At 56.9% G+C, this 21,642-nt stretch carries 18 protein-coding genes; 10 read left to right on the top strand and 8 right to left on the bottom strand.

Annotated elements, in window-relative coordinates; translation table 11 throughout:
* Positions 1-398: 398 nt before the first annotated feature.
* Together WH265_RS18765 and WH265_RS18760 are read right to left on the bottom strand one after the other, a co-directional pair.
* A complete protein-coding gene (locus WH265_RS18765) occupies positions 399-1,052 on the bottom strand; it encodes an inovirus Gp2 family protein (RefSeq protein WP_339559281.1) in 654 nt (217 codons plus the stop codon).
* A gap of 473 nt (positions 1,053-1,525) precedes the next feature.
* Positions 1,526-1,717, bottom strand: a complete 192-nt coding sequence (locus WH265_RS18760) for a helix-turn-helix transcriptional regulator (protein WP_339559280.1) — start codon at positions 1,715-1,717, stop codon at positions 1,526-1,528.
* A 343-nt stretch (positions 1,718-2,060) separates the two neighbouring features.
* Between WH265_RS18760 and WH265_RS18755 the strand changes: the two genes are divergently transcribed.
* Entirely contained in the window at positions 2,061-3,149 is a 1,089-nt protein-coding gene (locus WH265_RS18755; protein ID WP_339559279.1) for a hypothetical protein, read from the top strand.
* 44 nt (positions 3,150-3,193) lie between these two features.
* Here the strand turns inward: WH265_RS18755 and WH265_RS18750 are convergent, their stop codons facing one another.
* The 5 genes from WH265_RS18750 to WH265_RS18730 form a co-directional block, all read right to left on the bottom strand.
* Positions 3,194-4,390, bottom strand: a complete 1,197-nt coding sequence (locus tag WH265_RS18750) for a tyrosine-type recombinase/integrase (RefSeq protein ID WP_339559278.1) — start codon at positions 4,388-4,390, stop codon at positions 3,194-3,196.
* Positions 4,391-4,907: 517 nt separating this feature from the next.
* The gene (locus WH265_RS18745; RefSeq protein ID WP_339559277.1) at positions 4,908-5,876 is read right to left on the bottom strand and encodes a tripartite tricarboxylate transporter substrate binding protein; all 969 of its coding nucleotides are present in this window, start codon (positions 5,874-5,876) and stop codon (positions 4,908-4,910) included.
* 879 nt (positions 5,877-6,755) lie between these two features.
* Positions 6,756-7,628 carry a hypothetical protein gene (locus tag WH265_RS18740; RefSeq protein ID WP_339559276.1) on the bottom strand — a complete coding sequence of 291 codons (873 nt, stop codon included), beginning with the start codon at positions 7,626-7,628 and terminating at the stop codon, positions 6,756-6,758.
* Positions 7,629-7,750: 122 nt separating this feature from the next.
* A complete protein-coding gene (locus tag WH265_RS18735; RefSeq protein WP_339559275.1) occupies positions 7,751-8,527 on the bottom strand; it encodes a DUF3944 domain-containing protein in 777 nt (258 codons plus the stop codon).
* 60 nt (positions 8,528-8,587) lie between these two features.
* The gene (locus WH265_RS18730) at positions 8,588-9,571 is read right to left on the bottom strand and encodes a GTPase family protein (protein ID WP_339559274.1); all 984 of its coding nucleotides are present in this window, start codon (positions 9,569-9,571) and stop codon (positions 8,588-8,590) included.
* A gap of 499 nt (positions 9,572-10,070) precedes the next feature.
* Here WH265_RS18730 and WH265_RS18725 point away from each other — a divergent pair, with 499 nt between their 5' ends.
* The 5 genes from WH265_RS18725 to WH265_RS18705 all read left to right on the top strand — a co-directional run bounded on the left by WH265_RS18725 (position 10,071) and on the right by WH265_RS18705 (position 13,293).
* Complete coding sequence (locus tag WH265_RS18725) at positions 10,071-10,979, top strand: helix-turn-helix transcriptional regulator (protein ID WP_339559273.1); 909 nt, start codon at positions 10,071-10,073, stop codon at positions 10,977-10,979.
* A 157-nt stretch (positions 10,980-11,136) separates the two neighbouring features.
* Positions 11,137-11,478, top strand: a complete 342-nt coding sequence (locus WH265_RS18720) for a DUF4190 domain-containing protein (protein WP_339559272.1) — start codon at positions 11,137-11,139, stop codon at positions 11,476-11,478.
* Positions 11,479-11,517: 39 nt separating this feature from the next.
* Positions 11,518-11,886: a TM2 domain-containing protein gene (locus tag WH265_RS18715; protein ID WP_339559271.1), complete on the top strand. Its 369-nt coding sequence runs from the start codon at positions 11,518-11,520 to the stop codon at positions 11,884-11,886.
* 31 nt (positions 11,887-11,917) lie between these two features.
* Positions 11,918-12,241: a hypothetical protein gene (locus tag WH265_RS18710; RefSeq protein WP_339559270.1), complete on the top strand. Its 324-nt coding sequence runs from the start codon at positions 11,918-11,920 to the stop codon at positions 12,239-12,241.
* Positions 12,208-13,293: a hypothetical protein gene (locus WH265_RS18705; protein WP_339559269.1), complete on the top strand. Its 1,086-nt coding sequence runs from the start codon at positions 12,208-12,210 to the stop codon at positions 13,291-13,293. Before WH265_RS18710 ends, WH265_RS18705 begins: the two co-directional genes overlap by 34 nt.
* A 58-nt stretch (positions 13,294-13,351) precedes the next feature.
* On the opposite strand, the gene proP is transcribed toward WH265_RS18705, so the two are convergent.
* On the bottom strand, positions 13,352-14,923 hold the full coding sequence (proP, locus tag WH265_RS18700; RefSeq protein WP_339559268.1) for a glycine betaine/L-proline transporter ProP: 1,572 nt from the start codon (positions 14,921-14,923) through the stop codon (positions 13,352-13,354).
* A gap of 183 nt (positions 14,924-15,106) precedes the next feature.
* Between proP and WH265_RS18695 the strand changes: the two genes are divergently transcribed.
* From WH265_RS18695 to WH265_RS18680, 4 genes are all read left to right on the top strand, one after another.
* Positions 15,107-16,285 carry an acetyl-CoA C-acetyltransferase gene (locus WH265_RS18695; protein ID WP_339559267.1) on the top strand — a complete coding sequence of 393 codons (1,179 nt, stop codon included), beginning with the start codon at positions 15,107-15,109 and terminating at the stop codon, positions 16,283-16,285.
* A gap of 53 nt (positions 16,286-16,338) precedes the next feature.
* Positions 16,339-19,008 carry a LuxR C-terminal-related transcriptional regulator gene (locus WH265_RS18690; RefSeq protein ID WP_339559266.1) on the top strand — a complete coding sequence of 890 codons (2,670 nt, stop codon included), beginning with the start codon at positions 16,339-16,341 and terminating at the stop codon, positions 19,006-19,008.
* A 303-nt stretch (positions 19,009-19,311) separates the two neighbouring features.
* Positions 19,312-20,370, top strand: coding sequence for a phosphotransferase family protein (locus WH265_RS18685; protein WP_339559265.1), 1,059 nt, complete (start codon positions 19,312-19,314; stop codon positions 20,368-20,370).
* A gap of 21 nt (positions 20,371-20,391) precedes the next feature.
* Positions 20,392-21,642, top strand: coding sequence for an acyl-CoA dehydrogenase family protein (locus tag WH265_RS18680; protein WP_339559264.1), 1,251 nt, complete (start codon positions 20,392-20,394; stop codon positions 21,640-21,642).

Genomic DNA, 21,642 nt, shown 5'->3' with positions numbered 1-21,642 from the left:
GACATCTAGCAGTCGGAGTGCCCTGATGGTCAGCGTCGGTTGCTACCCTGAAAGCCGTCACTGGGCCAGCTCGAACATCGGTGCGCGGGCGACCGATATGCGGTTATGACCGAACGCTAGTGATGAAGTCATGAGTGGTAGCAACCGCTGAATAGGAGACACTAGCTGACGTCAGAGAACCTACATGGCTGCTTGATAGGAAGCTAGAAGTATTTCTACCTTATACGGCGACATCACCCAGCACCATAGGCATTGCCTTTCATCAGTTCCTTTTGGCAACCGCAATGAACGAAATCGAGGCAAAGGCCACTGAAGCACTCAATACAGAACAAGGCTCTCAGACCGCGCATCAACACGGAGCAGTGAGAAATCACTGCTCTTGTGCTCTCCGGCCTTTCCTAGTTGGTGCTGCAACCAAAAGTGTGGAACCCTTGGTTGTATTCCTTAGTGTGCATCTTCGCAAAGTAGCTCAGCCGGTAGAAAACATGGAGAAATGAATCAGCATCATCTCTGATGATCTGATAAGTTGGTTTTAGCGGGACATGTACATATCCTTGCATGTCGTCAATGTACATACCAAGAGCCGACGCCCAAGCTCCATGGATTCTTGCGTACATGTTTCTGCTTGCCAAATCAAACTTCCCCACAAATGCGTAGGCAGCATGGTTCAACACCAGCGCCACGTGGTAGTGCACACGGCCAGTGCTGCTCGTCTCTCTGCACCACATGTAACGCATATCAGCTTCATGAACGCGACGATCTTGATTTCTGCTCTGAGCCTGAGAGTGCTCGATCTTGGCACGCATGGATGCAAGGAACTTCGAGATGAGTGTATTGCTGAGCAATACATCAGGTGAGACATGGTCGGGCACATACAAATCAAATCGCATCACGCAGATGCGGCTGTGATGCTCAAAAGTGCGATATAGGCAATCATGGATGCGCTGGAGGTGGTTGGTAATCAGATGCCCATGTTTCGTCTGAACAGGAGATCCGAGAAAATGATCTCCATGGAGCAGTTGATGGTTGGTATTCAAAGGATTGCGTTTCATGCTGTGTGTCTTGGTGACTGTTGACACACAGTTGAGAGCGGTAAACAGGCTTGCTCTTTTATGGAGAAAAAGTGCAGTAGGGCAGATGAATCTCTTCCTGCTCTCTCTAATGACTGCATTGAGTTCCTTCAATGCAGATCAGCAAGTGACGCTGTGATGATCTTCCATCTGAGCTTGAGGCTCAGAAGTGGTATAGACTCATTTTAACCACATTCATCTAGAGGATGCACTAGTGGCCATTGATGGATCTATTCCATGGCTAGTGAACTAGCCTGTACTCATCCATGGAGATATCAATTAGATATCACAACGTCTCTAAATCTCTTCCATGCTGAGTACCATCTCTATACTAATTAATAGAACTTAAACATACACGATAGGACACAAGATCTAGACCATAAAACAGCAGATCACAGAGGAGAGAGCCCCTGTAATCTGCTGTTTTATGTTTTCTATCACACTCTGAATAAATATCAAACCAGCTGCTGGTCACGGACGTGAATTTTCTCTTGAATCCAAGCCTCGATTTCGCTCTCAAGCCAGCCAACGGATCGCAAGCCCAAGCTGATAGGTTTCGGGAATTCCGAGAGGCTGACGAGTTTGTAGAGGGACGTTTTACCCAATCCTGTCTTGGAAAGAACATCTTTCAACTTCAATACGCGCATGATGAAACTCCGGTGTCTTTGACAACGGATTGATGCGGTCTGACTTGTTAGTTTTTTTATGGCTGATTCGCGACCGCTGAGGTAAAGACCTTTCGTGATCGTGCACACTCTTGTATCAGAGCTAGGAGAGCTATGTTCAAGCATAGACATCACTAGGTGACGTTGTATTTTTGGCAACGTTCGGAGTGCCAAAAAGTCTTGGCTAAGGTGTTGTCGCTTGGTGTGAGAAGAGTCGCAGTGGCGTACCTGGGTATGTATGGAGGATAAAAATATGAAAAAAGTATTGAAAAATAAATGAAATTACATCATAATTACACTGAAATTATATCGCGATATAAGTTAAATGAAAAATAATTTTATCAGGCTAAATTCTTCAAGGATTCATCCCTCTGAATTTATTCAAGAAGCCCATACTGCTGAAGCTGCATTGCAACAGATATTTCCAAAGGTGAATTTAACACTCAGGAAATTGAGATCTATGGCGATTTATTTGCGCCTCGATTTGAATTTGTCTTTAATTCCCATTGAGGGGTTGAGGGCATTTGTTGGGAGTTGCATTCATTCGCGCTGTCTCGATGCTAATGTTCAAGGGTCTGATGAAGCCCATAAAGTTTATTCCGATCTGCATTGGATTGGGGTAAAAGAATCAACTTCTGTAGATAAATTTGATTTTCTTTTTCACTTGGACAGGGAAGTTGTTTTCGCTGAACTATCGAAAATTCATGCATTTGGTAATTGTAATGTGGATGAAATTTCTAATTTGCAATATGACTTGGAGCACACGGTAGCTTGCTTCTGTGATGTCTCAAATTACTCGATAGACGTCGTTAATAAAGAATTTGATTCTCTGAAAATTAAATTGCGGCATTTGGTTAAATGGAACTCGAGAATTAATTGGTTTAGGTCTGGAGTTGGTTTAGATCAAGGCAGGTTAGATGCGGCTAATAATTTCTTTTCAAAATCTGGATCTATATACATTCCATTTTTTAATCTTGCTGATATCAGAAGGTTTTTTCATTTGCATGGTTCTGAGGCTGAAAGGGAATTGATCTTTAGAAAAATTAGGTCAAATTATAATAACAAAAATACCCGGGATAACGGCAAAAAAAAGCCATGTAGTTTTTCAATTGAACGGAAGACCGAGCTTGTAATTGAGCAATTGGCAGCAAAAGTTGGTGTAACAAGAGCAAATTTACTAGACTTAATATTCAATTCGGTTAATAAAAATGATTTAAAAATTCTATGTGAGAGAGGTAGGGTTGCTTATCAATCACAAGTCAATGCAACCATGTATAAATCTCTTTTAAATTTACCTAATCAGTTTTGGGGCGGATCACCTGCCATGGAGTATCGCCTATCTATGTCAGAGAATTCTAAGAAAAACGTCGTTCGGCCCAAAACATCCTCAAGCGATGAAGGGGGTGAGATTTAGATTTCCATTGCCGATATCTTAGGTGATCTAATGTCAATATGTTTTTACGGTATTGTCAAGGTAATGAATTTGGACCATTCTTCCATCATTTCACGACGCTTCTCCAGTGCATCTCCTCGCCGATAAGCAGCTTCTACCTTACTTTCCAATGTATGTGCTAATGCTTGCTCTGCCAGTTCTCGTGGAAATTGAGTTTTTTCTCCAACCCAATCACGAAAAGTTGATCTGAATCCGTGAGGAACGGCGGGAGATTTCATCCGCCGCATTACGGCGGTCATAGTCATGTCGGAAAGGACCTGGCCTTTAGTTCCTGGAAATATTAGATTGCTGCCTTCAATACTAGGCATATCAGCCAGTAGCTTCAATGAGACCTGAGATAGCGGTACCCGGTGCTCCACTCCGGCCTTCATTCGTGCAGCAGGAATAGTCCATACTGCTTTGTTTAGGTCGATTTCAGACCACTGCGCACCTCTCACTTCTCCGGAGCGTGCTGCTGTATAGATGAGAAATTCAAGAGCTCTAGCTGCAATGCCTGCGCGCGTGCGTAAGTCCTGCATAAAGGTAGGCATGTCATCTACTGGTATGGCCCTGTGGTGTTCTACATTCTGAATCTTGCCTGGGGCTGCCAGCACTTTGTCGAGATGGCCTTTCCAGCGAGCTGGGTTCTCACCACTACGATATTTGCGGACAGTAGCCCAATCGAGCACCGACTCAATTCGTCCCCGCAGGCGACTCGCAGTTTCGTTCTTCGTGCTCCAGATGGGTTCTAAGCAAGCAAGGATGTGTGGAAGATCGATGACCGAAACACTCAGTTGTCCCAGATGCGGCATCGCATAGGCTTCAAGGGTGTTCTCCCACTGCTGGCGGTGCTTAGCGTTCTTCCACTCTGGTGCTTTTGTCTTGAGGTATTCGGAAGCGCACCAGTAGAAGGTCTTTTCGGTGGCTGCCTTGGATGCGATAAGACTGCGTTGTCGTACCTTGGGAGATATGGGGACCTGACCATTTCGAAGATCATCGTGGATCTTTCTGGCCTTGTCTCGAGCCTCCAGTAAGCTGACTGCCGGATACGGGCCAAGGCCCATGTCTTTGCGCTGGTCGCCAACCTGCACTCGCAGTATCCATCCGCGATAGCCAGCAGAGATGCGAAGGTGCAGTCCGGCAATGCCTCCTACGGCGTGTCTGCCTTCCGTTTTGATGGCCGCGACAGCACGGTCTGAAAGTTGTTTGGCGACTTTGGGCATGGTGCATGAAGTAGTAGATCTATTCCCACATTATGCCCACATAAAACATTGGCTGTTGATGAAATTGTGCGAACGTCGGCGAACGTGATATGATAAAAATTACATAAAAATCAACAATTAAATGGTCTTCTCTGGTCTGCTTTGAACATCATCATGGCGGACTCCGTTTCCGCCAAGAATCAAACCCCTGAGTGTTCGCACTCAGGGGTTTTTCTTCGTCTGGGGGTGGTGTGTTCTTCACTCATCGCTGAATCGCGTCTTGTCGGGGTGTGGCCTGCGTTGATTGCGGCGCATGTCCGTGACCAGGCGCTGGGCCATGCTTACGCGGTTCGACATGAAGGACGCCATCCATGTGCGTTGGCTTGCCTTCAGGGCGGCAGCCACACAGCCTCAGGGCTGCGCGCTGCTCAGTTCCTTATCGACGCTATAGGGCGGGATGGGAGGGTGGCCAGTCTGCACAAAAGCTGATGACGGCTCCGGCACTCACCCCGGCACCTGTCAATCTACCAGCGACGCTTTAATCCAGCCCAATGCTCTGCACAATCGTGCCCTCTTCGGCAAAGGCCTTCTTCGCGAAGGCGCTGTAATCCTGGGCATTGCGGTACTCCAGCCGCACGCCATAGTTTGCGGCCGACTGCTGAAAGGTGGGGTCGTCCATGGCAGACTTCACGGCGACTTCGAGCTTGCGCACAATCTCTGGCGGCAGGCCCCTGGGGCCTGCAATGCCCAGCGGCGATGGCGTTACCACGTCATAGCCCTGCTCACGGAAGGTCGGCACATTGGCAAAGGCGGGAGGGCGTGTTTCCGAGGCAATGGCCAGCGCACGCAGTTTGCCTGACTGCATATGCGGTAGCACCGTATTGCCAAACACTCCCGTCTTGGTGTGGCCCGCAATCAAGGCATTCACCGCCTCGGCATCGCCCTTGTACGGCACGTGGGTGAACTGCACGCCCGCCTTCTTCTCCAGCAAAGCCATCAGCACATGGTTGGCCGAAAACTTGCCGGGTGTGCCGTAATCGACCGAGCCGGGCTGCTTTTTGGACTGATCGACAATGTCCTTGACCGATTTGTACGGCGAATCCTGCGCCACGGCCAGCAGAAAGTCATACGACATAAAGGCCGCCACATAGCTCAGGTCGGCCACCGGATCGTAGGCCACCTTCTGGATATGCGGCTGCCGGAATATCGCTACCGGGCTCAAGGTCAGCCGGTAGCCGTCGGGCTTGGCATTCTTCATGTCCATCACCCCCATCGAGGCCCCGGCACCCGGTTTGTTCTCGATGATGATCGACTGGCCCAACTGCTTGCCCATCGACAGGGCCAGCGCCCGGGCCACCACATCACTCACACCCCCCGCCCCATAGGGCACGATCAGCACGATAGGCCGGTTGGGGTAATCAGCCTGTGCCACGGCGGGCGCGGCAAAACCCGCAGCGCCCACAACGGCAATGCTGGCTGCTACAGCGGCAAAAGTACGGCGTTGCATGGTTGTCTCCTTGCATCAATGGTTGTTGTCTCTGCAGTCTAGCGAAGCCACCGCTGCGTATCCCCAACACGGGTGACAGCAGGATGGCACCGGTGGTGGGGTCATCTTGTTCGCAAAGGGTGGGGTGCCCGGTTGAGGAGGGAGGGTCGCAGCTCCAGTGCCGCGCTGGAGCATCCATAGCCCGGGGGCAAGCGTTGAAGAGCTAGCGAGCTGTCGCTGGTCGGCATTCACAATCTCTCGACCTGCTCCAAGATGAGCGAATTCCAGCGTACCTGCGTGGGCTGCGGCCCCGCGGGGAAATCTGCTTGTGTACGCTCTAAAACTCGTTCTTTTTGTGCTCGAACCCGTTCGTTGTTCGCCATGAAGCAAAACCCTGAGTGTTCTCACACCTGGATTTTTCTTCGTGAGGAGCCAGAGTATCGAGCTCAGACTGAAAAATTCGAGTTTCAGCCACCGGACGGTCGGATCACCGGCAGTCACAACCAGCGTCGCGATGACAAGTTGTTTTGATGGTCAGATGCCAACGCAATAAGGCAGCTCTGCCATCAGTTGCGTTGGCAAGGCTGTGTACAGCTACGAAGACTTTGGGTTCGCCATACCCCGAGGAGCAATTTGAAAGAGCACAGATACTGGCAAAGCCATATCTGGCAAATCCTACGCTCCGCGACCAGCACAACTGTGGACAGGCTCAATGATTGGTTCGTGGCGCAAGACTATCGGTTCCGACGCTGATAGAGGTACCTGTCATTTGCTATGGACCAAGGCCCGCCATGACAGAACCCGCTTCACTCCCGCTAATCCACCGATCAGCAGGAAGCGGACCCCGCAGATCGTGTGCGACCAGAGAGCAAAGGTCAAGTTGCCAGACATCTAGTCAATTCAGTCACTTCCAATGTTGCCTAGTCTTAATTGATGCTCTGCATCCCGCCCCAACAGAGGCACTGCAGAAAGGCCTTCGAAAAGCTGTTTGGCAACTTCATTGCTGTAGCTCACTCGCTTGAGGACAAAATCATCGATCCAGAATTTTTGTGCGGTATTGCATTGGAGCCTGAGGGCCACGGCCTTCTTTCTCAGATCCTCATTTTCTGCGCCGAATGCAAGCACTTCCTTGCGGATGAGGTCCTGCGTCTTCTGGAATGCCTTGTAAGCAGCCATGATGGAAATCGCACCATCTTTACTGTCGATATCTATACCTTGAATACGTGGAACCTTGGAATCCACGCCCAACACATTGATCATGTGGTTGAGGGTTCTCATCACAACCTTTACCGCAGTGCGTTGTCGATTTACATCATTGAGCAAGCCGCTGACATTACGAATGGTCTGTAGATGAATCTCCAAATTCGCCATGTGAATGCTGATGTTAGAACTGTATCGCGCCAATGCCTGCATTCGCATGACAATTTCAAGTAATTCTGCACGTATATAGGAATTATGTTGAATTTCGTGATGCCTATGCTGGGTTTGTGTCAATGCGTGTTCAAGTTGATTAACCTTGTTTTCAAGCTTAATAGCTGACCAGTTGGTCCGATTTTTTGATGGTATTTCCAAAGGGGGCGCTTCCCAAGGAAGCTTTTCTCTTCTGTTGGGGTGCTCAGGTAGGTTGCGAATATCACCAGTATTGATGGATTTTCCCGCATCCGCTCCCATATCTGCGATGGTGTCGATGAATTTTTTAGCCTTTGGTACTATAGAATTAACAAATTTAAATGCTTTAGTACCCCATTCCAAAATGGTTCCTAATAGTGACATATTTTCCTCATTTTTTAATTTTTATTTGCGTTGGTAGTAAGGGGAGCAGCTTGGATAGGGATCTTCTAGAAAGAAGGTCGTCCGGGTTGTGACAGCTAACAGCTACTCTTTAATCTGCCGTTTTACCGAAAGTCCTTGAATTCGTCTTCGAATGCGCGGAAAATTCCCTCGCGTTGAGCCTGGTGCTGTTTACGTAACATCGCTACATGAATAACTGCTGGCAGAGTTACACGGAACGCAGGGCTAGCGAGATCAAAGGCAGTCCAGGCACCGGTTACCGTCCAGCCAATGGGGCCAGCGAGTACGCCAAGGGTACGTGATACTGTGGCTCCTGCTGCGAATGTCAGCCCTCGTCCAAGCAACATTCGGCTCATATAGTTGGCAATCATGAAAGTCAGCTTGTAAGATTGCATCCCTCCCGCAAGAAATGCGGCCTGAGTCGCAAACAATAGTCCTTCAGGAGTCAGGCCTGCTGCAGCATTCAAGCCAGCTGTTTTTGCGAATTTCTCACGATCCTCTGCCGACATCGCCTCTGTTGCGTCTCCGAGCATCTTGATCAATAGTTGTTCTTCGATCTTGGCAACTGGCTGGTTGCTGTTGTAATTCACCTTTGCCTTGTCGCACACATCTTCAAGTACCTCGCGGTATAAAACTCCTTCACCGCCCCGAAACAACGTGACGATGCTGTTGGCACCGAAGCATTGGATTTCGGCAGCAACATCCTGCCAGTATTTAGAATGCTTGGGATAGTTTTTTTTGTAGATATCTTTTCCTGTCAGTTCTTCCGAAATCCAGGTTTTTCCATCCTTGTCTTTGGTAACCGCCTCCACCAGGTCGTGGAGTGCCTCATCGGTCATGTCACCAAAAAATTCGAGATCTTTGTCTTTGCGATATGCCATTTTTATTTTCTTGAGGTGGAGTCCGTCGCGGTACTCCGTTATTTATGATTGATTAATGGATTACTTATCTTTTTTATCTTTTTTTGGGCTCAGAAGCGATTCGATAAATCCAGTTGCCGCGGTCAGTAGCAGCCCCGTAACTTTGGGGTCTGACAAGACAGTGCCAATTATTGAACCTGCTTTTTGCAGAACATCTGATGCAATCTCACCAAGAGAATCGAGTACGGATTTTTTTACTTCTGCCTGGTAGTCAGCTTTGGCATCGTTTGATTTAAAATTATCTTCATCGCGATTAATGTCGTTGGCCAGCGCTGCGCGCTTTTTGTTAGGGAGGTGATCGAGCACAAAGCTCAGTAACTTCAGCAGATTGTAAGGCTCTTGAATCCGCTGGCCCTCGTGCCACTCGCCAGCCGAGTAGTAGACAACGTCAGGGCTGAAACCGGTGTCATCCTGAATGCGTTGTTTAACATCATGTGCTTGTGCTTCAAGCTTCGCCGTCAGTTCAGGTTTTGGCTGGTTGGTATCTTCATCCCAGAATTTATGATGCATAATTTTATCGGCTTTGTTAATGCCGATAAGCAGCCGGTTCTCGTCTCCTATTGCCAGTTGAGGGCCGACCACGTTCTTTATCAAGGTGTAGGCAGACCCGAAGTCGCGGCTTGATCCATCCAGTACCAGCAACACAAGATCAATCAGTGGTCGTCCCTTGCCGTCTTTTTGCTGCAGTGCCTCCTCAATCTTGTGGCAATGTTGCTTATCTTTTTCAGCACTATCGCCAAGACCAGGGGTATCCCAAATTACCAGATTCTTGAGGCGGTGCTGAACTACCTCCATGGTTTCAGGCCTTGCAGTTTCCCCCACAGCGGCGTGTTGCATAGTACTGCCCTGAGTCGCAAAAAGCGCGTTGACGGTGGAACTCTTGCCGGCTCCCGTTCCACCGATCAACAACACATTCACTTCAGTATTCTTCACTTGCTCAAGAATTTTCTTGAGATCCTCATTGCTCAGGCCGCTATCGCGTAAAGACTCGAATTTTTCATTCATATAAGTTATTTGCTAGTTAGCTTCGATTTTTGATTTGATAGCTGAAAAATGACAGCTATTCGTTTAATTTCGCTTCTTGCCCACCGCTTGCAAAAACCGTGCATACCTCGACACCAAAGGTGCCACGAAACCTGGTATTGCCTTGGTCTCGAAGTCCTCACTCCCACACTCCGGGCAGTAGGGAACGATATCGATCCAGGGGGCGAGCACATCAGACCCACCGGCTGTGACATGCTTCCATCCGCAGGATGTGCAGGTCCAGGATCTGGGGCCGACAGGACGGACCATTTTTCAACTCCTTCGTTGTTTTGGGCGTTGACGGCGACGTTACATTCTGCATTCCCTTGATACAAGGGTGCAATTGCTTCGTCAAAGTGTGTGGTCATTGTGCGGTCTAACTGTCCGTTTATACGAGGCAAAAAAGTTTTTTTTCGGACGCAGGCTGACCATTCATTCGCTTACGATGTGTTTCGTTGACCCCAAAAACGACTCACTAGCAATGTCCTCTTCCACTTCCTCCATCGACACCATCGCCTACCGTTTGAGCGCCATTCTTCGGCGGCTGAACGCAGGAGAGACGCTTGTCATCAAGCGTCTGGCGGACGAATTCGGAGTGACCGAACGCACGATCCGCCGCGATCTCAATGAACGTTTCAGCTTTTTAAATCTGGAGAAGAAGAGCAATCGCTATTCGCTGCCGCCCTATAAGTTGGGCACCTACAGCCAGCGCGACGTGCAGCGCATTGCATCGCTGGCAGGGCTCCAGGGCATGTCGCCAGCTTTGTCGGGCGAGTTTCTGGGGGATTTGCTCGATGACAGTCTGCGCGGTTCCCTGCTGGTGCATGGCACCAAGGCCGAGGATATTCGCGACAAGGAGCCCGATATTGCCAAGCTGCGTGCGGCGATTCAGGACCGCTTGGTAGTGGAATTTGAATACAGCAAGCCAGATGACACACGCAAGATTCTCAAAGTGAATCCTTACAAGCTGGTGCTGAACGAAGGCGTTTGGTACTTGCAGGCCACCGACCAAGGCAAGGTCAAGTCCTATGCGGTATCGCGCATTGACCGCCTGCTGGTGAGCATGGATGCATTCACGCCGGATACCGAGGTGGTGGATTACCTGCAGAAGGAAGACACGGTCTGGCTCAACCAGGAGAAAACCGAGGTGGTGCTCAAGGTACTGCCGCCAGCGGCATCCTATTTCCAACGGCGCCAGCTGATTGGCAGCCAAAAGATCGAGATGACCTTCAAGGATGGCGAGATTCTGGTGTCGGGCTTGATTGCCCACCAAAACCAAATCCTCCCCATCGTGCGCTACTGGATTCCTTATGTGCGTGTCGTCCGTCCTGACGGACTTCAGGCAGAACTGGATGCCCAGCTGAAAACCTATGTGGGGCTGAGCGACTAAGCACGCCCCCTTTCCAGCGTTTCCCCCATTAGGAATTTCTGCCGGCGAAAGCCGGTAGGGGAATGCTTTGCCTTCGCTTTTTTGATGAGAACCGCCTGATGCGCGGATAGGCGGAGCTTTGCCCACTTTTTTGACAACCGATAACCAGGAGAAAACCATGTCCTTTTGCCGAGGCTGCGGCCATCAGATTCATGAGACAGCACAAAGCTGCCCGCAATGCGGTGCGGTCACTGCGCACAGCACATTGGCCCACGCACAGGGCGGCTCCTTGTGGTTGCCAGTGCCATCGCTGGTTTGCGGCGTCATCGTGGCGCTTGCGCTGTTTGATCCCAACGATTGGGACCAGGACCAGGTCATTGGATGCGCGCTGATCGCTGTCGTTGCCATCGTGCTTGGCGGTATCAGCCTGGCCAAGCAAAACAAGGGTGCCGGCATGGCCATTGCCGGGCTGATTCTGGGTGTCGTCGGCTTGCTGGGTGCGATCGGATCGCAGCTTTGATGTCTCAGGCAGTCAGTTCATACAACGGAGGTAAGAAAAATGGATCAACAAGCTTTTGAGAGCCCCACCATGGTGTTTTGCCACGCCTGTGCAAAGCCATTGCACTTGTCTGCGTTGGCCTGCCCGAGCTGCGGGGCTGGGCAGCGCATGAGCGAAGCACTGGATGCAGGCGAATCCGAGAAAAGCAAGGTCACCGCAGGTGTGCTGGCGCTGCTCCTGGGGGGCCTTGGCATCCACAAGTTCTACACCGGCGCATGGGGCTGGGGGATTGTCTACATCCTCTTGTGCTGGACCTACGTCCCGGGGCTCATCGCCGTGGTGGAAGGTATCCGCTACCTGGTGCTTTCCAAACAAGAGTTTGCGCGCAAGGCTGCCGCCATGAAGGGCCCCTTTGCCTGGCTCTGGTGAACCGCCCCACAGATTCAAGAAAGGACGCGTTATGAAGCTTGAGCGTTTATTGCCACTGCTGTTGTTTCCAGGGGCTGCCCATGCCGGCGGAGGAGGCGGGGGCATCCTGCTGGTGCTTGTCTTTCTGCCCTTGCTGCTCTGGTTGTTTGTCAAGATCTGGAGCTTCTGGTTTCGGCTGATCTTTGGCAGCCGTGAGGAGCGCCGATCAAGCTACCAGGCGCCGCCGTCATATGCGCATAGCTCTGGTGCGCCAACAGCTGCTGGGTCCGATCTGAAGAGCTGCCCGTTCTGTGCCGAGCCGATTCAGCGCAAGGCGATCAAGTGCAAGCATTGCCGCAGCGATCTGCAGCAATGAGTCCTCAAAGAAAGATAAGCGAGATGATGGAATTGAAGAAGCTGAAAAAAATGGCGCTATCCAAGACGGCGTTTTGTGTGCTGGCAGCTGTCGGATTGACAGGCTGCTGGGACAAATCTGGCAAGGCAGAAGCGCCCCAGTCCCCCATGCAGGCAGAGGCACCGGCCAACAAGAACCCCACCGGGCAGCTGCAAGCCATGCTTGCGTCCAGAGAGGCCATTGGCTTGAATCTCCAGTACGTGGAGCGCATAGCAGGACCGGCCAAGCGCATCGAGGGCAATCAGCAGCAGTTTGATCTGCAGGGCTGCGAGTTTTTGCTGACAACAGATGACGCCAAGCAGTCCATTGTGGGCGTGCAACTGGCCTTGTCCAGCGCTTGCTCGGTCGATGTGGGGCCGCTCATCGGCGCCGACAAGCCGATCAAGCCCAGCGAACTGACCTTTGCAATGGCGGAGCAGTATTTTCGGCCGGGCAATTATTTGGCAGATTGCCTGTCAATGTGTGGCAACGCCTATGACCCCAGCATTTACTGGACTGCGGAGGGCAGCCGTGCGGAGGGCTTCATGTCGGTCGCGCTGAGTGTTCCGATTGTCGAGGATGCCGTGATCGAGGCCGCAAGCCGTTGGCGCGATGCGATGGAGAAATCGGAATCCGAGGACTGGGTGGTCAGCGAACTGGGGTTCAACTGCACACCGCAGAAGTACCGCCATGTGGCTGTGCAGGAATTCGCAGGTATGCATCCTGCAGTTCTCAGCTTTGGCCAAGGCCTGGAGACCCCTGCATGCGTACCAGCGCTGCAGTCGCAAGCCCCTGCATCTGCCGCCACCGTCACCTCAACGCTGACGGTGCCCAAGCCGCGTGCCGATTGCGATATGGAATACGGCGCCTATCTCCAGTCCAAGGGTCTGGTGCCCAAAGAGAAGTCCATCCACGGCCCTGACGACCGCGATTTTGCCGGCTACGGCTGCGCCTATCGCATCTCACCCGCACCAGGGTCGCCAATCCAGCGCGGAGCGACCGTGACATTCCGATCCGCCTGGGAAGCCGGTTAATGCGCCTGCGCTCAGTGCCTCCAGACGTGTGGAATGCCTGAGCGCTGCGATCTCCGACTCAATCCAGCCGAGGATGCAAATCAACATACTTCTGCTTGCGCAACTCCAGCGCCGCAATCTGCTCTTGCAGCTTGGCAATCTCGCCATCGATGTCTTCCACGCTTTGCTCGATGTGGTCCAGCGTCTGGATCAGCAGCTCCTTGGCCTCCTGCTTGCTGGAGGCCGCTGGCGTGGCGCCGCGCAGGGGGCGGTTGGCGGTTTCCTTCATGAAGATGCCGGTGATGATGCCGACGACTGCGACAAACATCAGGTAGTAGGCGGGCAGGTAGAGGCTGCCGGTCGAATCGACCAAGGCGGCGGTGATGGTGGGCGTGAGGCCTGCGACGATGATGGCGATGTTGAACGAGGCGGCCAGCGCGCTGTAGCGGATGCGGGTCGGGAACATCGCGGGCAGGGTGGAGGCCATCACGCCGGTAAAGCAGTTCAGCACAATGGCCAGCATGAACAGGCCAACAAAGATGAGCGCGATCTGGCCGTTGATGATCAGCCGGAACGCGGGGATGGCCAGCACCAAGAGGCCTATGGAGCCAACGATCACAAAGGGCTTGCGGCCAAAGCGGTCGCTGGCCAGGCCGATCACCGGCTGCACAAAGAGCATGCCGATCATCACGGCGATGATGATCAGCACGCCATGGTCTTCGGAGTAGTGCAGGTTGTGTGACAGGTAGCTGGGCATGTAGGTCAGCAGCATGTAGTAGGTGATATTGGTGGTCAGCACCAGGCCCACCGATACCAGCAAGGGGCGCCAGTAGCGTGTCGCGATTTCCTTGAAGGAGATGCGCGGGCGGTTCTCCACGTCCTCCTGGTCGTCCTTTTCCATCTGGTCGAGCTGCTGCTGAAAAGCGGGCGTTTCTTCGGCCGCATGGCGCAGGTACAGGCCTACCAGGCCCAGGGGCGCGGCCAGGAAGAAGGGCACACGCCAGCCCCAGTCCAGAAAGCTCGCCTCGCTCAGCAGGCTTTGCAGCAGGACCACGACGCCCGCGCCGGTGACAAAGCCCACGATGGAGCCAAAGTCCAGAAAGCTGCCCAGAAACCCGCGCTTGCGGTCGGGCGCAAACTCGGCCACAAATATGGCGGCGCCGGTGTATTCACCGCCCACCGAGAAGCCCTGCGCCAGCTTGCACAGCAGCAGCAGGATCGGCGCCCAGATGCCAATGCTGGCGTAGGACGGTATCAGGCCAATACAGAAGGTGCTGGCGGCCATGATGATGATGGTGATCGACAGCACCTTCTGGCGGCCGAACTTGTCACCCATCACGCCAAAGAAGATGCCGCCCAAAGGGCGCACCAGGAACGGGATCGAAAAGGTGCCCAGCGCGGCAATCATCTGCACACTGGGCGATGCATCGGGGAAAAATACCTTGCCCAGCGCAAAGGCGACAAAGCCATAGACGCCAAAGTCGAACCACTCCATGGCATTGCCCAGCGCGGCGGCAGAAATTGCCTTTCTGAGCTTGACCTTGTCGACGATGGTGATGTCGTGCAGCTCCAAGGTGCCGCTTTGGGTGGGGATCAGCGGCGGCGAAGGAGGCGTCGGATCGGCCGCTGTATTGTTGTTGATGGTATCCATGCGGTTCCCCGGTAATTATGGGTCGCCATCTTCGCCAATCGCTGCCCGCCCGTCTGTAGGACGAGGGGGCTGCGCGCTGCCGCCAAACATCGCCAGCCACCCGTTATGGGTGGTCAGGCCGGGGCGGGGGGCGCCTAAACTCTTCCTGAGCATGTTCTAAAAATGACGAGACAAAGGAGTCCCATGTCCGAAGCTTTTATCGTGGCGGCGCAACGCACGGCGGGTGGCCGCCGAGGTGGCCAACTGGCCGGCTGGCATCCCGTGGATCTGGCCGCACAGGTCATCAATGCGCTGGTGGAAGGTGTCGATGCCGACCCGGCCGCTGTGGACGATGTGTTTCTGGGCTGCGTCAGCCAGGTGGGCGAGCAGTCCAGCAATGTGGCGCGCAATGTGGTGCTGGCCTCCAAGCTGCCCGAATCGGTGCCCGGCACCAGCATCGACCGCCAATGCGGCTCCTCGCAGCAGGCCATCCACTTTGCCGCGCAGGCGGTGATGTCGGGCGCGATGGACATGGTGATTGCCGCCGGCGTCGAATCGATGACCCGCGTGCCCATGGGCAGCCCGGGCGGCCTGGCGCAAAAGGCCGGGCTGGGCCATTACCACAGCCCCGGCATCGCCAGCCGCTATGGCGATACGGTCTTTAGCCAGTTTATTGGTGCCGAGATGGTGGCGCGCAAGTACGGCCTGGACAAGGATGCGCTGGACCGCTACGCCTTGCAAAGCCACCAGCGCGCCGCAGCTGCCAGCCGCGCCGGCCACTTTGCCGCAGAGATTTTGCCCGTTGCAGTGCGCGATGCCACGGGCGCCTTGACGCAGGAGCTGCATGCGGTGGACGAGGGCATCCGCTTTGAAGCCACCTTGGAAGGCATTCAGAGCGTCAAGCTGCTGCAGGAGGGCGGCTTGATCACCGCAGCCAATGCCAGCCAGATGTGCGATGGCGCCAGCGGCGTGCTGATCGTCAACGAGCGCGGCCTGCGCCGCCTGGGCGCCAAGCCCCTGGCGCGCATCCACCATATGACCGTGCTGGGCCATGACCCTGTCATCATGCTGGAGGCCCCGGTGCCCGCCACCCAGCTGGCCTTGAAGAAGGCCGGCATGCGCCTGAGCGACATCGACCTCTACGAAGTCAACGAGGCCTTTGCCTCGATCCCGCTGGCCTGGCTGCAGGCGCTGCAGGCCGATCCCGAGCGCATGAATGTGAACGGCGGCGCCATTGCGCTGGGCCATCCGCTTGGCGGCACCGGCGCCAAGCTGATGGCCACCCTGGTCCATGCGCTGCACCAGCGCGGCGGCCGCTACGGGCTGCAGACCATGTGCGAGGGCGGGGGCATGGCGAATGTGACGGTGATCGAGCGTCTCTAACACTGAGTCGTGGCACTATTAGGGGATAAACATGCCGCGCATTGATAAAAACAGTGACCGAGACAAACCACACACTTCCCCGACTGGAGCCCCGGCGCATTGAGCGCAAGCATCTGCTGGCGCGCCTGTCCGAGGCCCGCCATAAAACCTGCCTGCTGATCCACGGGCCGGCGGGCAGTGGCAAAACCTCGCTGGCGCTGCAGTGGCGCGCGCAAGCGCTGACCTTTGGCCATGACGAAGCCTGGGTGACGGTGCAGCCCGGCGATGATGGCCAGGCGCTGATGGCGGCGCTCTTCGATTCGCTGGACCGCATTGACAGCGACATCGCGCGCGAGGCACGCCTGCTGTCCAACCGGGGCGGCGAGGCGCGGGCCGATGCCATCGTGATCGCCTTGCTGCGCGCTTTTCTGGCGCGCAGCCGACCTTTGCTGGTGGTGATCGATGATTGGCAGAACATGGGCGACATGCGCGCGGGCGCGGCGCTGCAGACCTTGCTGGATTTTGCGCCGCCCGCCTTGCGGCTGGTGATCGTCTCGCGCAGCATGCCCCAGCTGCGCCTGGCGCGCCTGCGCGACCAGGGCTTGCTCGAAGAGATCGGGCCTACCGAGCTGCGCTTTACCTTGGAAGAAGTGCAGCAGTTTTTGCAGGCCCGCCAGCCGCGCAGCACCAGCCCGGCCGTGGCGCGTCAGCTTCTCGAGGTAACCGATGGCTGGGCCGCTGGCCTGCAGCTGCTGGCACTGCAGCCGCGCACGCCCGCGTCGCCGGTGCAGAACGCGCAGGACTTTACCGCCTACTTCAACCGCGAGGTGCTGTGCCGGGTCGACAAGGATGAGATCGACGCAATGACGCGGCTGGCTGCGGCGCGCAGCTTCAACCAGGCGCTGGCGATCACGATTGCCGGTGAGCCCGTGGGCCCCGCCTTGCTCGAGCGCCTGCAGCGCGAGAACCTGTTTGTGCTACCGCTGCAGGATGCCGACAGCCAGGGCTGGTACCGCTTTCACCCGCTGTTTCGCGAGCTGCTGCTCACCCGCTTCCAATCGCTGCCGCAGGCCGAGCGCCAGCGCACCCACGCGGCCCTGGCGCAATGGCTGGGCGCCCGGCGCCATCTGCGCGATGCCGTGCACCATGCGGTCGAGGCAGGGGACATGGACCAGGCCGTGCACTGGGTGGAGCGCTGGGCGCGCGAGCTGTTTTTGAACGGCCAGCTGCAGCAGCTGGTGCGCGCGGTGTCCGAGCTGCCGCGTGCCACCGTCCATGCGCGTCCCGCGCTGCTGCTGTGGCTGGGCTGGACCCAGCTGTGCTACTACAAGCTCACCGCCTGCCATGAGACCTTGAATGCGCTGCGCGCGCAGCTGGGCGAGCGCGACCATGAAGGCCGCGCGCATTGCGTGCTGCTGGCCTTCTCGCTGGCCTTGCAGGAGGACGACCTGGGCACCGCGCAGGCCTTGCTGCCCGAGCTGATGTCCATCCAGCAGGGCGATGACGCCGTGCTGGTGGGTGGCAAGCGCAATCTGCTGGGCTGGATGTATGGGCACAGCGCCGAGTACGACAAGGCCCGCGAGGTGCTGCGCGGCTCGCCCCCGCTGCGCGACGACGGCTCGCCGCTGCTCGATTCGGCCTTTGGCCATCTGATGACCGAATCGCTGCGTGGTCTCTCGTGGCTCTATGCCGGCGATGTGCGCCAGGCCGAGCCGGTGCTGCGCGAGGCGCTCGCCCATGCTGAAAAAACGCTGGGCCGCCACAGCGAGATGGCCTGCAATGCCGCCGCCTATCTGGCGGCCGTGCTGTATGAGACGAATGAGCTCGACGAGCTGCGCCAGCTGCTCGATGGCCGGCTGGACACCACCGAGCGCGTGGTACTGCCCGATGCGCTGGTGACCGTGGCCCTGGTCTGCGCACGTCTGAGCCGGCTCGATGGCAACCCGCTCGAAGCGATCGAGGGCCTGGCGCGGATCGAAGAAATCGCGCAGCGCCGCTCGCTGGACCGGCTGCTGGCCTTTGCGATGGGCGAGCGCGTGCGCTGCCTGCTGCAGATGCGCGACAGGGAAGGCGCGCGCCAGATGCTGCGCCAGATCGAGCTGCTGGCCCAGCGCCATGCCGATGCCCGCAGCCCCGTGAGCCTGCGCATCACCGGCATGGCCCGCTACACGCAGGCGCTGTACCACGAGGCCAACCTCGACGACCGCGCCGCGCTGGAGGCGCTGGGCGAGCGCGGCAAGGACGACAGCGCGCTCTTGCAGCGGCGCGACCGCTGCGCCACCTTGGTGCTGCGTGCCCTGCTGCTGAGCCGCCTGGGGCACCAGGACCAGGCGCTGGAGGTCATGCGTGATGCCTTGCTGCAGGGCCAGCAGCTGGGCCTGGTGCGCAGCATTCTGGACTTGGGCGAGCCCGCGCTGGTGCTGGCCGGGGCCTGCGCCCAGGCCTTTGGCGGCTCCGATCCCTTGCTCGCGTTTTATGTCGAGCGGCTGCAGCAGCAATCGCAGCGCTACCGTGCCCAGCCGCAGCCCGCCGATGCGGGGCTGAGCGAGCCTCTGTCCGAGCGGGAGCTGGAGATCCTGCGGGCGCTTGCGCACAGCATGTCGAACAAGCGCATTGCGCAGGTGCTGGGCATCTCGCCTGAGACCGTCAAATGGCATCTGCGCAATGTCTACGGCAAGCTCAAGGTGGTGGGGCGCGATGATGCCGTGGCCCGCGCGCGCGACCTCGGCCTGGTGCAGGGCTGATCGCCAACACCGCAGGGGGAAACCCGAGCCACCCACATCGGGTGGGGGCTGGGTGGGGTGGCTGGCCCCATGATGGCAAAAAATAGCAAAGACAGGAGACAAGCCATGTTTGCATTCCTCATCCGCCTGGCGGAAAGCCCAGCTGCTCCCTTGCACCGCCCTGGCTCGGCCGCCCTGGCGGCCCGCCGTCCTGCGCGCCACTAAGCGCCTTTTCTCCAAGCTCAACCCCACGATGCCGTCTGCGGACGGCCGGGGCGCAGCTTTGCCTGCACGCCATTGCAACCCACCCCAACCCCTTGCTCGATGACCTCCTCCAGCACCCCCTCTAGCCACCCGCAAGCCTTTGACCCAGCCCGCCTGGACGACTTTCTGCGCGCGCAGTTGCCAGGCTTGCAGGGTGAGATGGCGCTGCAGGCGATTGGCGGCGGGCAGTCCAACCCGACCTTTTTTGTGAGCTATGGCAGCCGGCACATGGTGCTGCGCAAAAAGCCTGCGGGCGAGGTATTGCCATCGGCCCATGCGGTAGACCGCGAGTACCGCGTGATGAAGGCGCTGGCAGGCACGGCGCTGCCCGTGCCGCAGATGCTGCTCTACCACGCGGGCAGCGATGTGGTCGGCACGCCTTTCTACCTGATGGAAAAGGTCGAGGGGCGCGTCTTCAACGACAACGCGCTCGCCGGCATGCGCCCGGCAGAGCGCCGCGCGATCTACCTGGCGATGGCCGACACCCTGGCTACCCTGCATGCGGTGGACTGGCGCGCCGCCGGGCTGGAGGGCTTTGGCAAGGAGGGCGGCTTTTTTGAGCGGCAGCTGCACCGCTGGCAAAAGCAGTGGGATCTGTCGCGCATTGCACCCAACCCGGCCATCGATGCGCTGTTGGCCTGGCTGGGCGCCAACCGCCCCAGCGATGACGAAACCACGCTGACCCATGGTGATTTCAAGCTCAACAACCTGCTGTTCCACCCCACCGAAGCCAAGGTGGTCGCGGTGCTGGACTGGGAGCTGTCCACCCTGGGCCATCCGCTGGCCGATGTGGCCTTCAACACCGTGGCCTGGCGCACCCTGCCCGAGGAGTTTGGCGGGCTGCGCGGGCTGGATCTGGCAGCGCTGGGCATTCCGTCCGAGTCCGACTACCTGGCGCATTTCTACCAGCGCGCCGGTCGCCGCGATCCGGCCCGCCAGGCCGCGCCTTTCCACTGGGCCTTTGCGTTCATGCGCTGGGCCGTCATTTTTGAAGGCATTGCTGCCCGCGCCGCGCGGGGCAATGCGGTGGCCGACAACGCCTCGGAGGTGGGCGCCATGGCCCAGGCCCTGGCCCGGCGCGGGCTGGAGGCCATCGAGGCCCCGGCCGCAGTGTTTTGAATTTTTACCGAGGAGACGCTCTTGAACTTCCAGTACCCCGAGGACACGCAGCAGATGCAGCGCACGCTGCGCCAGTTCATGGAGCGCCATGTGGTGCCCCGCTACCACGACTACGAGCGCATCGCGGCCACCGGCGCCTACCCGACCGAGGTGGTCGAGCCGCTCAAGCAGCTGGCGCGCGAGGCCGGTTTGTGGAACCTCTTCCTGCCCGGCCTGCGAGACGATGAACCCGGCACCCGCATGAGCAATATGCAGTACAGCCCGCTGGCCGAAATCATCGGCCGGGTCTACTGGTCGGCCGAGGTGTTCAACTGCAATGCGCCCGATACCGGCAACACCGAGCTGCTGCACCTGTTTGCGACGCCCGAGCAGCACGAGCGCTGGCTCAAGCCCTTGCTCGACGGCAGCATCCGCTCCTGCTTTTCGATGACCGAGCCCGATGTCGCCTCGTCCGATGCCACCAATATCTGCACCACGATCCGCCGCGAGGGCGATGAGTACGTGATCAACGGCCGCAAGTGGTTTACCACCGGTGCGCTGCACCCGAACTGCAAGTTCGCCATCGTCATGGGGGTGAGCGACGAGAGCCCCGATGCGCCCCGCCACCAGCGCCATTCGATGGTCATCGTGCCGCTGGACACACCGGGCCTGAACATCGTGCGCAATGTGGCGATCATGCACCACCATGCGCCCGAAGGGCATTGCGAGGTGACCTACACCGATGTGCGCGTGCCCGTCAGCAACCTGTTGGGCGAGGAGCACAGCGGCTTTGCGCTGGCGCAGGCACGCCTGGGCCCTGGCCGGGTGCACCACTGCATGCGCACCATCGGCCAGTGCGAGCTGGCGGTCGAGATGATGTGCGAGCGCGCACTCACCCGCCGCGCCTTTGGCAAGCACCTGAGCGATTACGCCAATGTGCAGGACTGGATCGCCCAGTCCCGCGTCGAGATCGACCAGGCGCGGTTGCTGGTGCTGCAGGCCGCCTGGAAGATGGACATGTTCGGCAACAAGGCCGCGCACATCGATGTGTCGGCCATCAAGCTGGTGGCGGCGCAGCTGCAGACCCGCGTGCTGGACCGCGCCATCCAGGTGTTCGGTGCCATGGGCATCACGCCCGATACCCCCTTGTCCTACCTCTGGTCCTGGGGTCGGGCGATGCGCTTTTTTGACGGCCCGGACGAAGTGCACCTGCGTGCGATTGCCCGCGCCGAGCTGGCCCGCGCACGCGACAACCTGGGCGCCACCGCCGCCTACTACAGCACCAGCCACTGA

This window comes from Comamonas sp. MYb396 (genome assembly GCF_037479555.1).
Taxonomy (GTDB): Bacteria; Pseudomonadota; Gammaproteobacteria; order Burkholderiales; family Burkholderiaceae_C; genus Comamonas.
This window is presented reverse-complemented; position numbering and strand designations above follow the sequence as displayed.

Bases quoted from the DNA above. Each gene is read 5' to 3' on its own strand.
- WH265_RS18765 (WP_339559281.1), bottom strand. From the start codon at position 1,052: ATGAAACGCAATCCTTTGAATACCAACCATCAACTGCTCCATGGAGAT.
- WH265_RS18760 (WP_339559280.1), bottom strand. From the start codon at position 1,717: ATGCGCGTATTGAAGTTGAAAGATGTTCTTTCCAAGACAGGATTGGGT.
- WH265_RS18755 (WP_339559279.1), top strand. From the start codon at position 2,061: ATGAAAAATAATTTTATCAGGCTAAATTCTTCAAGGATTCATCCCTCT.
- WH265_RS18750 (WP_339559278.1), bottom strand. From the start codon at position 4,390: ATGCCCAAAGTCGCCAAACAACTTTCAGACCGTGCTGTCGCGGCCATC.
- WH265_RS18745 (WP_339559277.1), bottom strand. From the start codon at position 5,876: ATGCAACGCCGTACTTTTGCCGCTGTAGCAGCCAGCATTGCCGTTGTG.
- WH265_RS18740 (WP_339559276.1), bottom strand. From the start codon at position 7,628: ATGTCACTATTAGGAACCATTTTGGAATGGGGTACTAAAGCATTTAAA.
- WH265_RS18735 (WP_339559275.1), bottom strand. From the start codon at position 8,527: ATGGCATATCGCAAAGACAAAGATCTCGAATTTTTTGGTGACATGACC.
- WH265_RS18730 (WP_339559274.1), bottom strand. From the start codon at position 9,571: ATGAATGAAAAATTCGAGTCTTTACGCGATAGCGGCCTGAGCAATGAG.
- WH265_RS18725 (WP_339559273.1), top strand. From the start codon at position 10,071: ATGTCCTCTTCCACTTCCTCCATCGACACCATCGCCTACCGTTTGAGC.
- WH265_RS18720 (WP_339559272.1), top strand. From the start codon at position 11,137: ATGTCCTTTTGCCGAGGCTGCGGCCATCAGATTCATGAGACAGCACAA.
- WH265_RS18715 (WP_339559271.1), top strand. From the start codon at position 11,518: ATGGATCAACAAGCTTTTGAGAGCCCCACCATGGTGTTTTGCCACGCC.
- WH265_RS18710 (WP_339559270.1), top strand. From the start codon at position 11,918: ATGAAGCTTGAGCGTTTATTGCCACTGCTGTTGTTTCCAGGGGCTGCC.
- proP (WP_339559268.1), bottom strand. From the start codon at position 14,923: ATGGATACCATCAACAACAATACAGCGGCCGATCCGACGCCTCCTTCG.
- WH265_RS18695 (WP_339559267.1), top strand. From the start codon at position 15,107: ATGTCCGAAGCTTTTATCGTGGCGGCGCAACGCACGGCGGGTGGCCGC.
- WH265_RS18685 (WP_339559265.1), top strand. From the start codon at position 19,312: ATGACCTCCTCCAGCACCCCCTCTAGCCACCCGCAAGCCTTTGACCCA.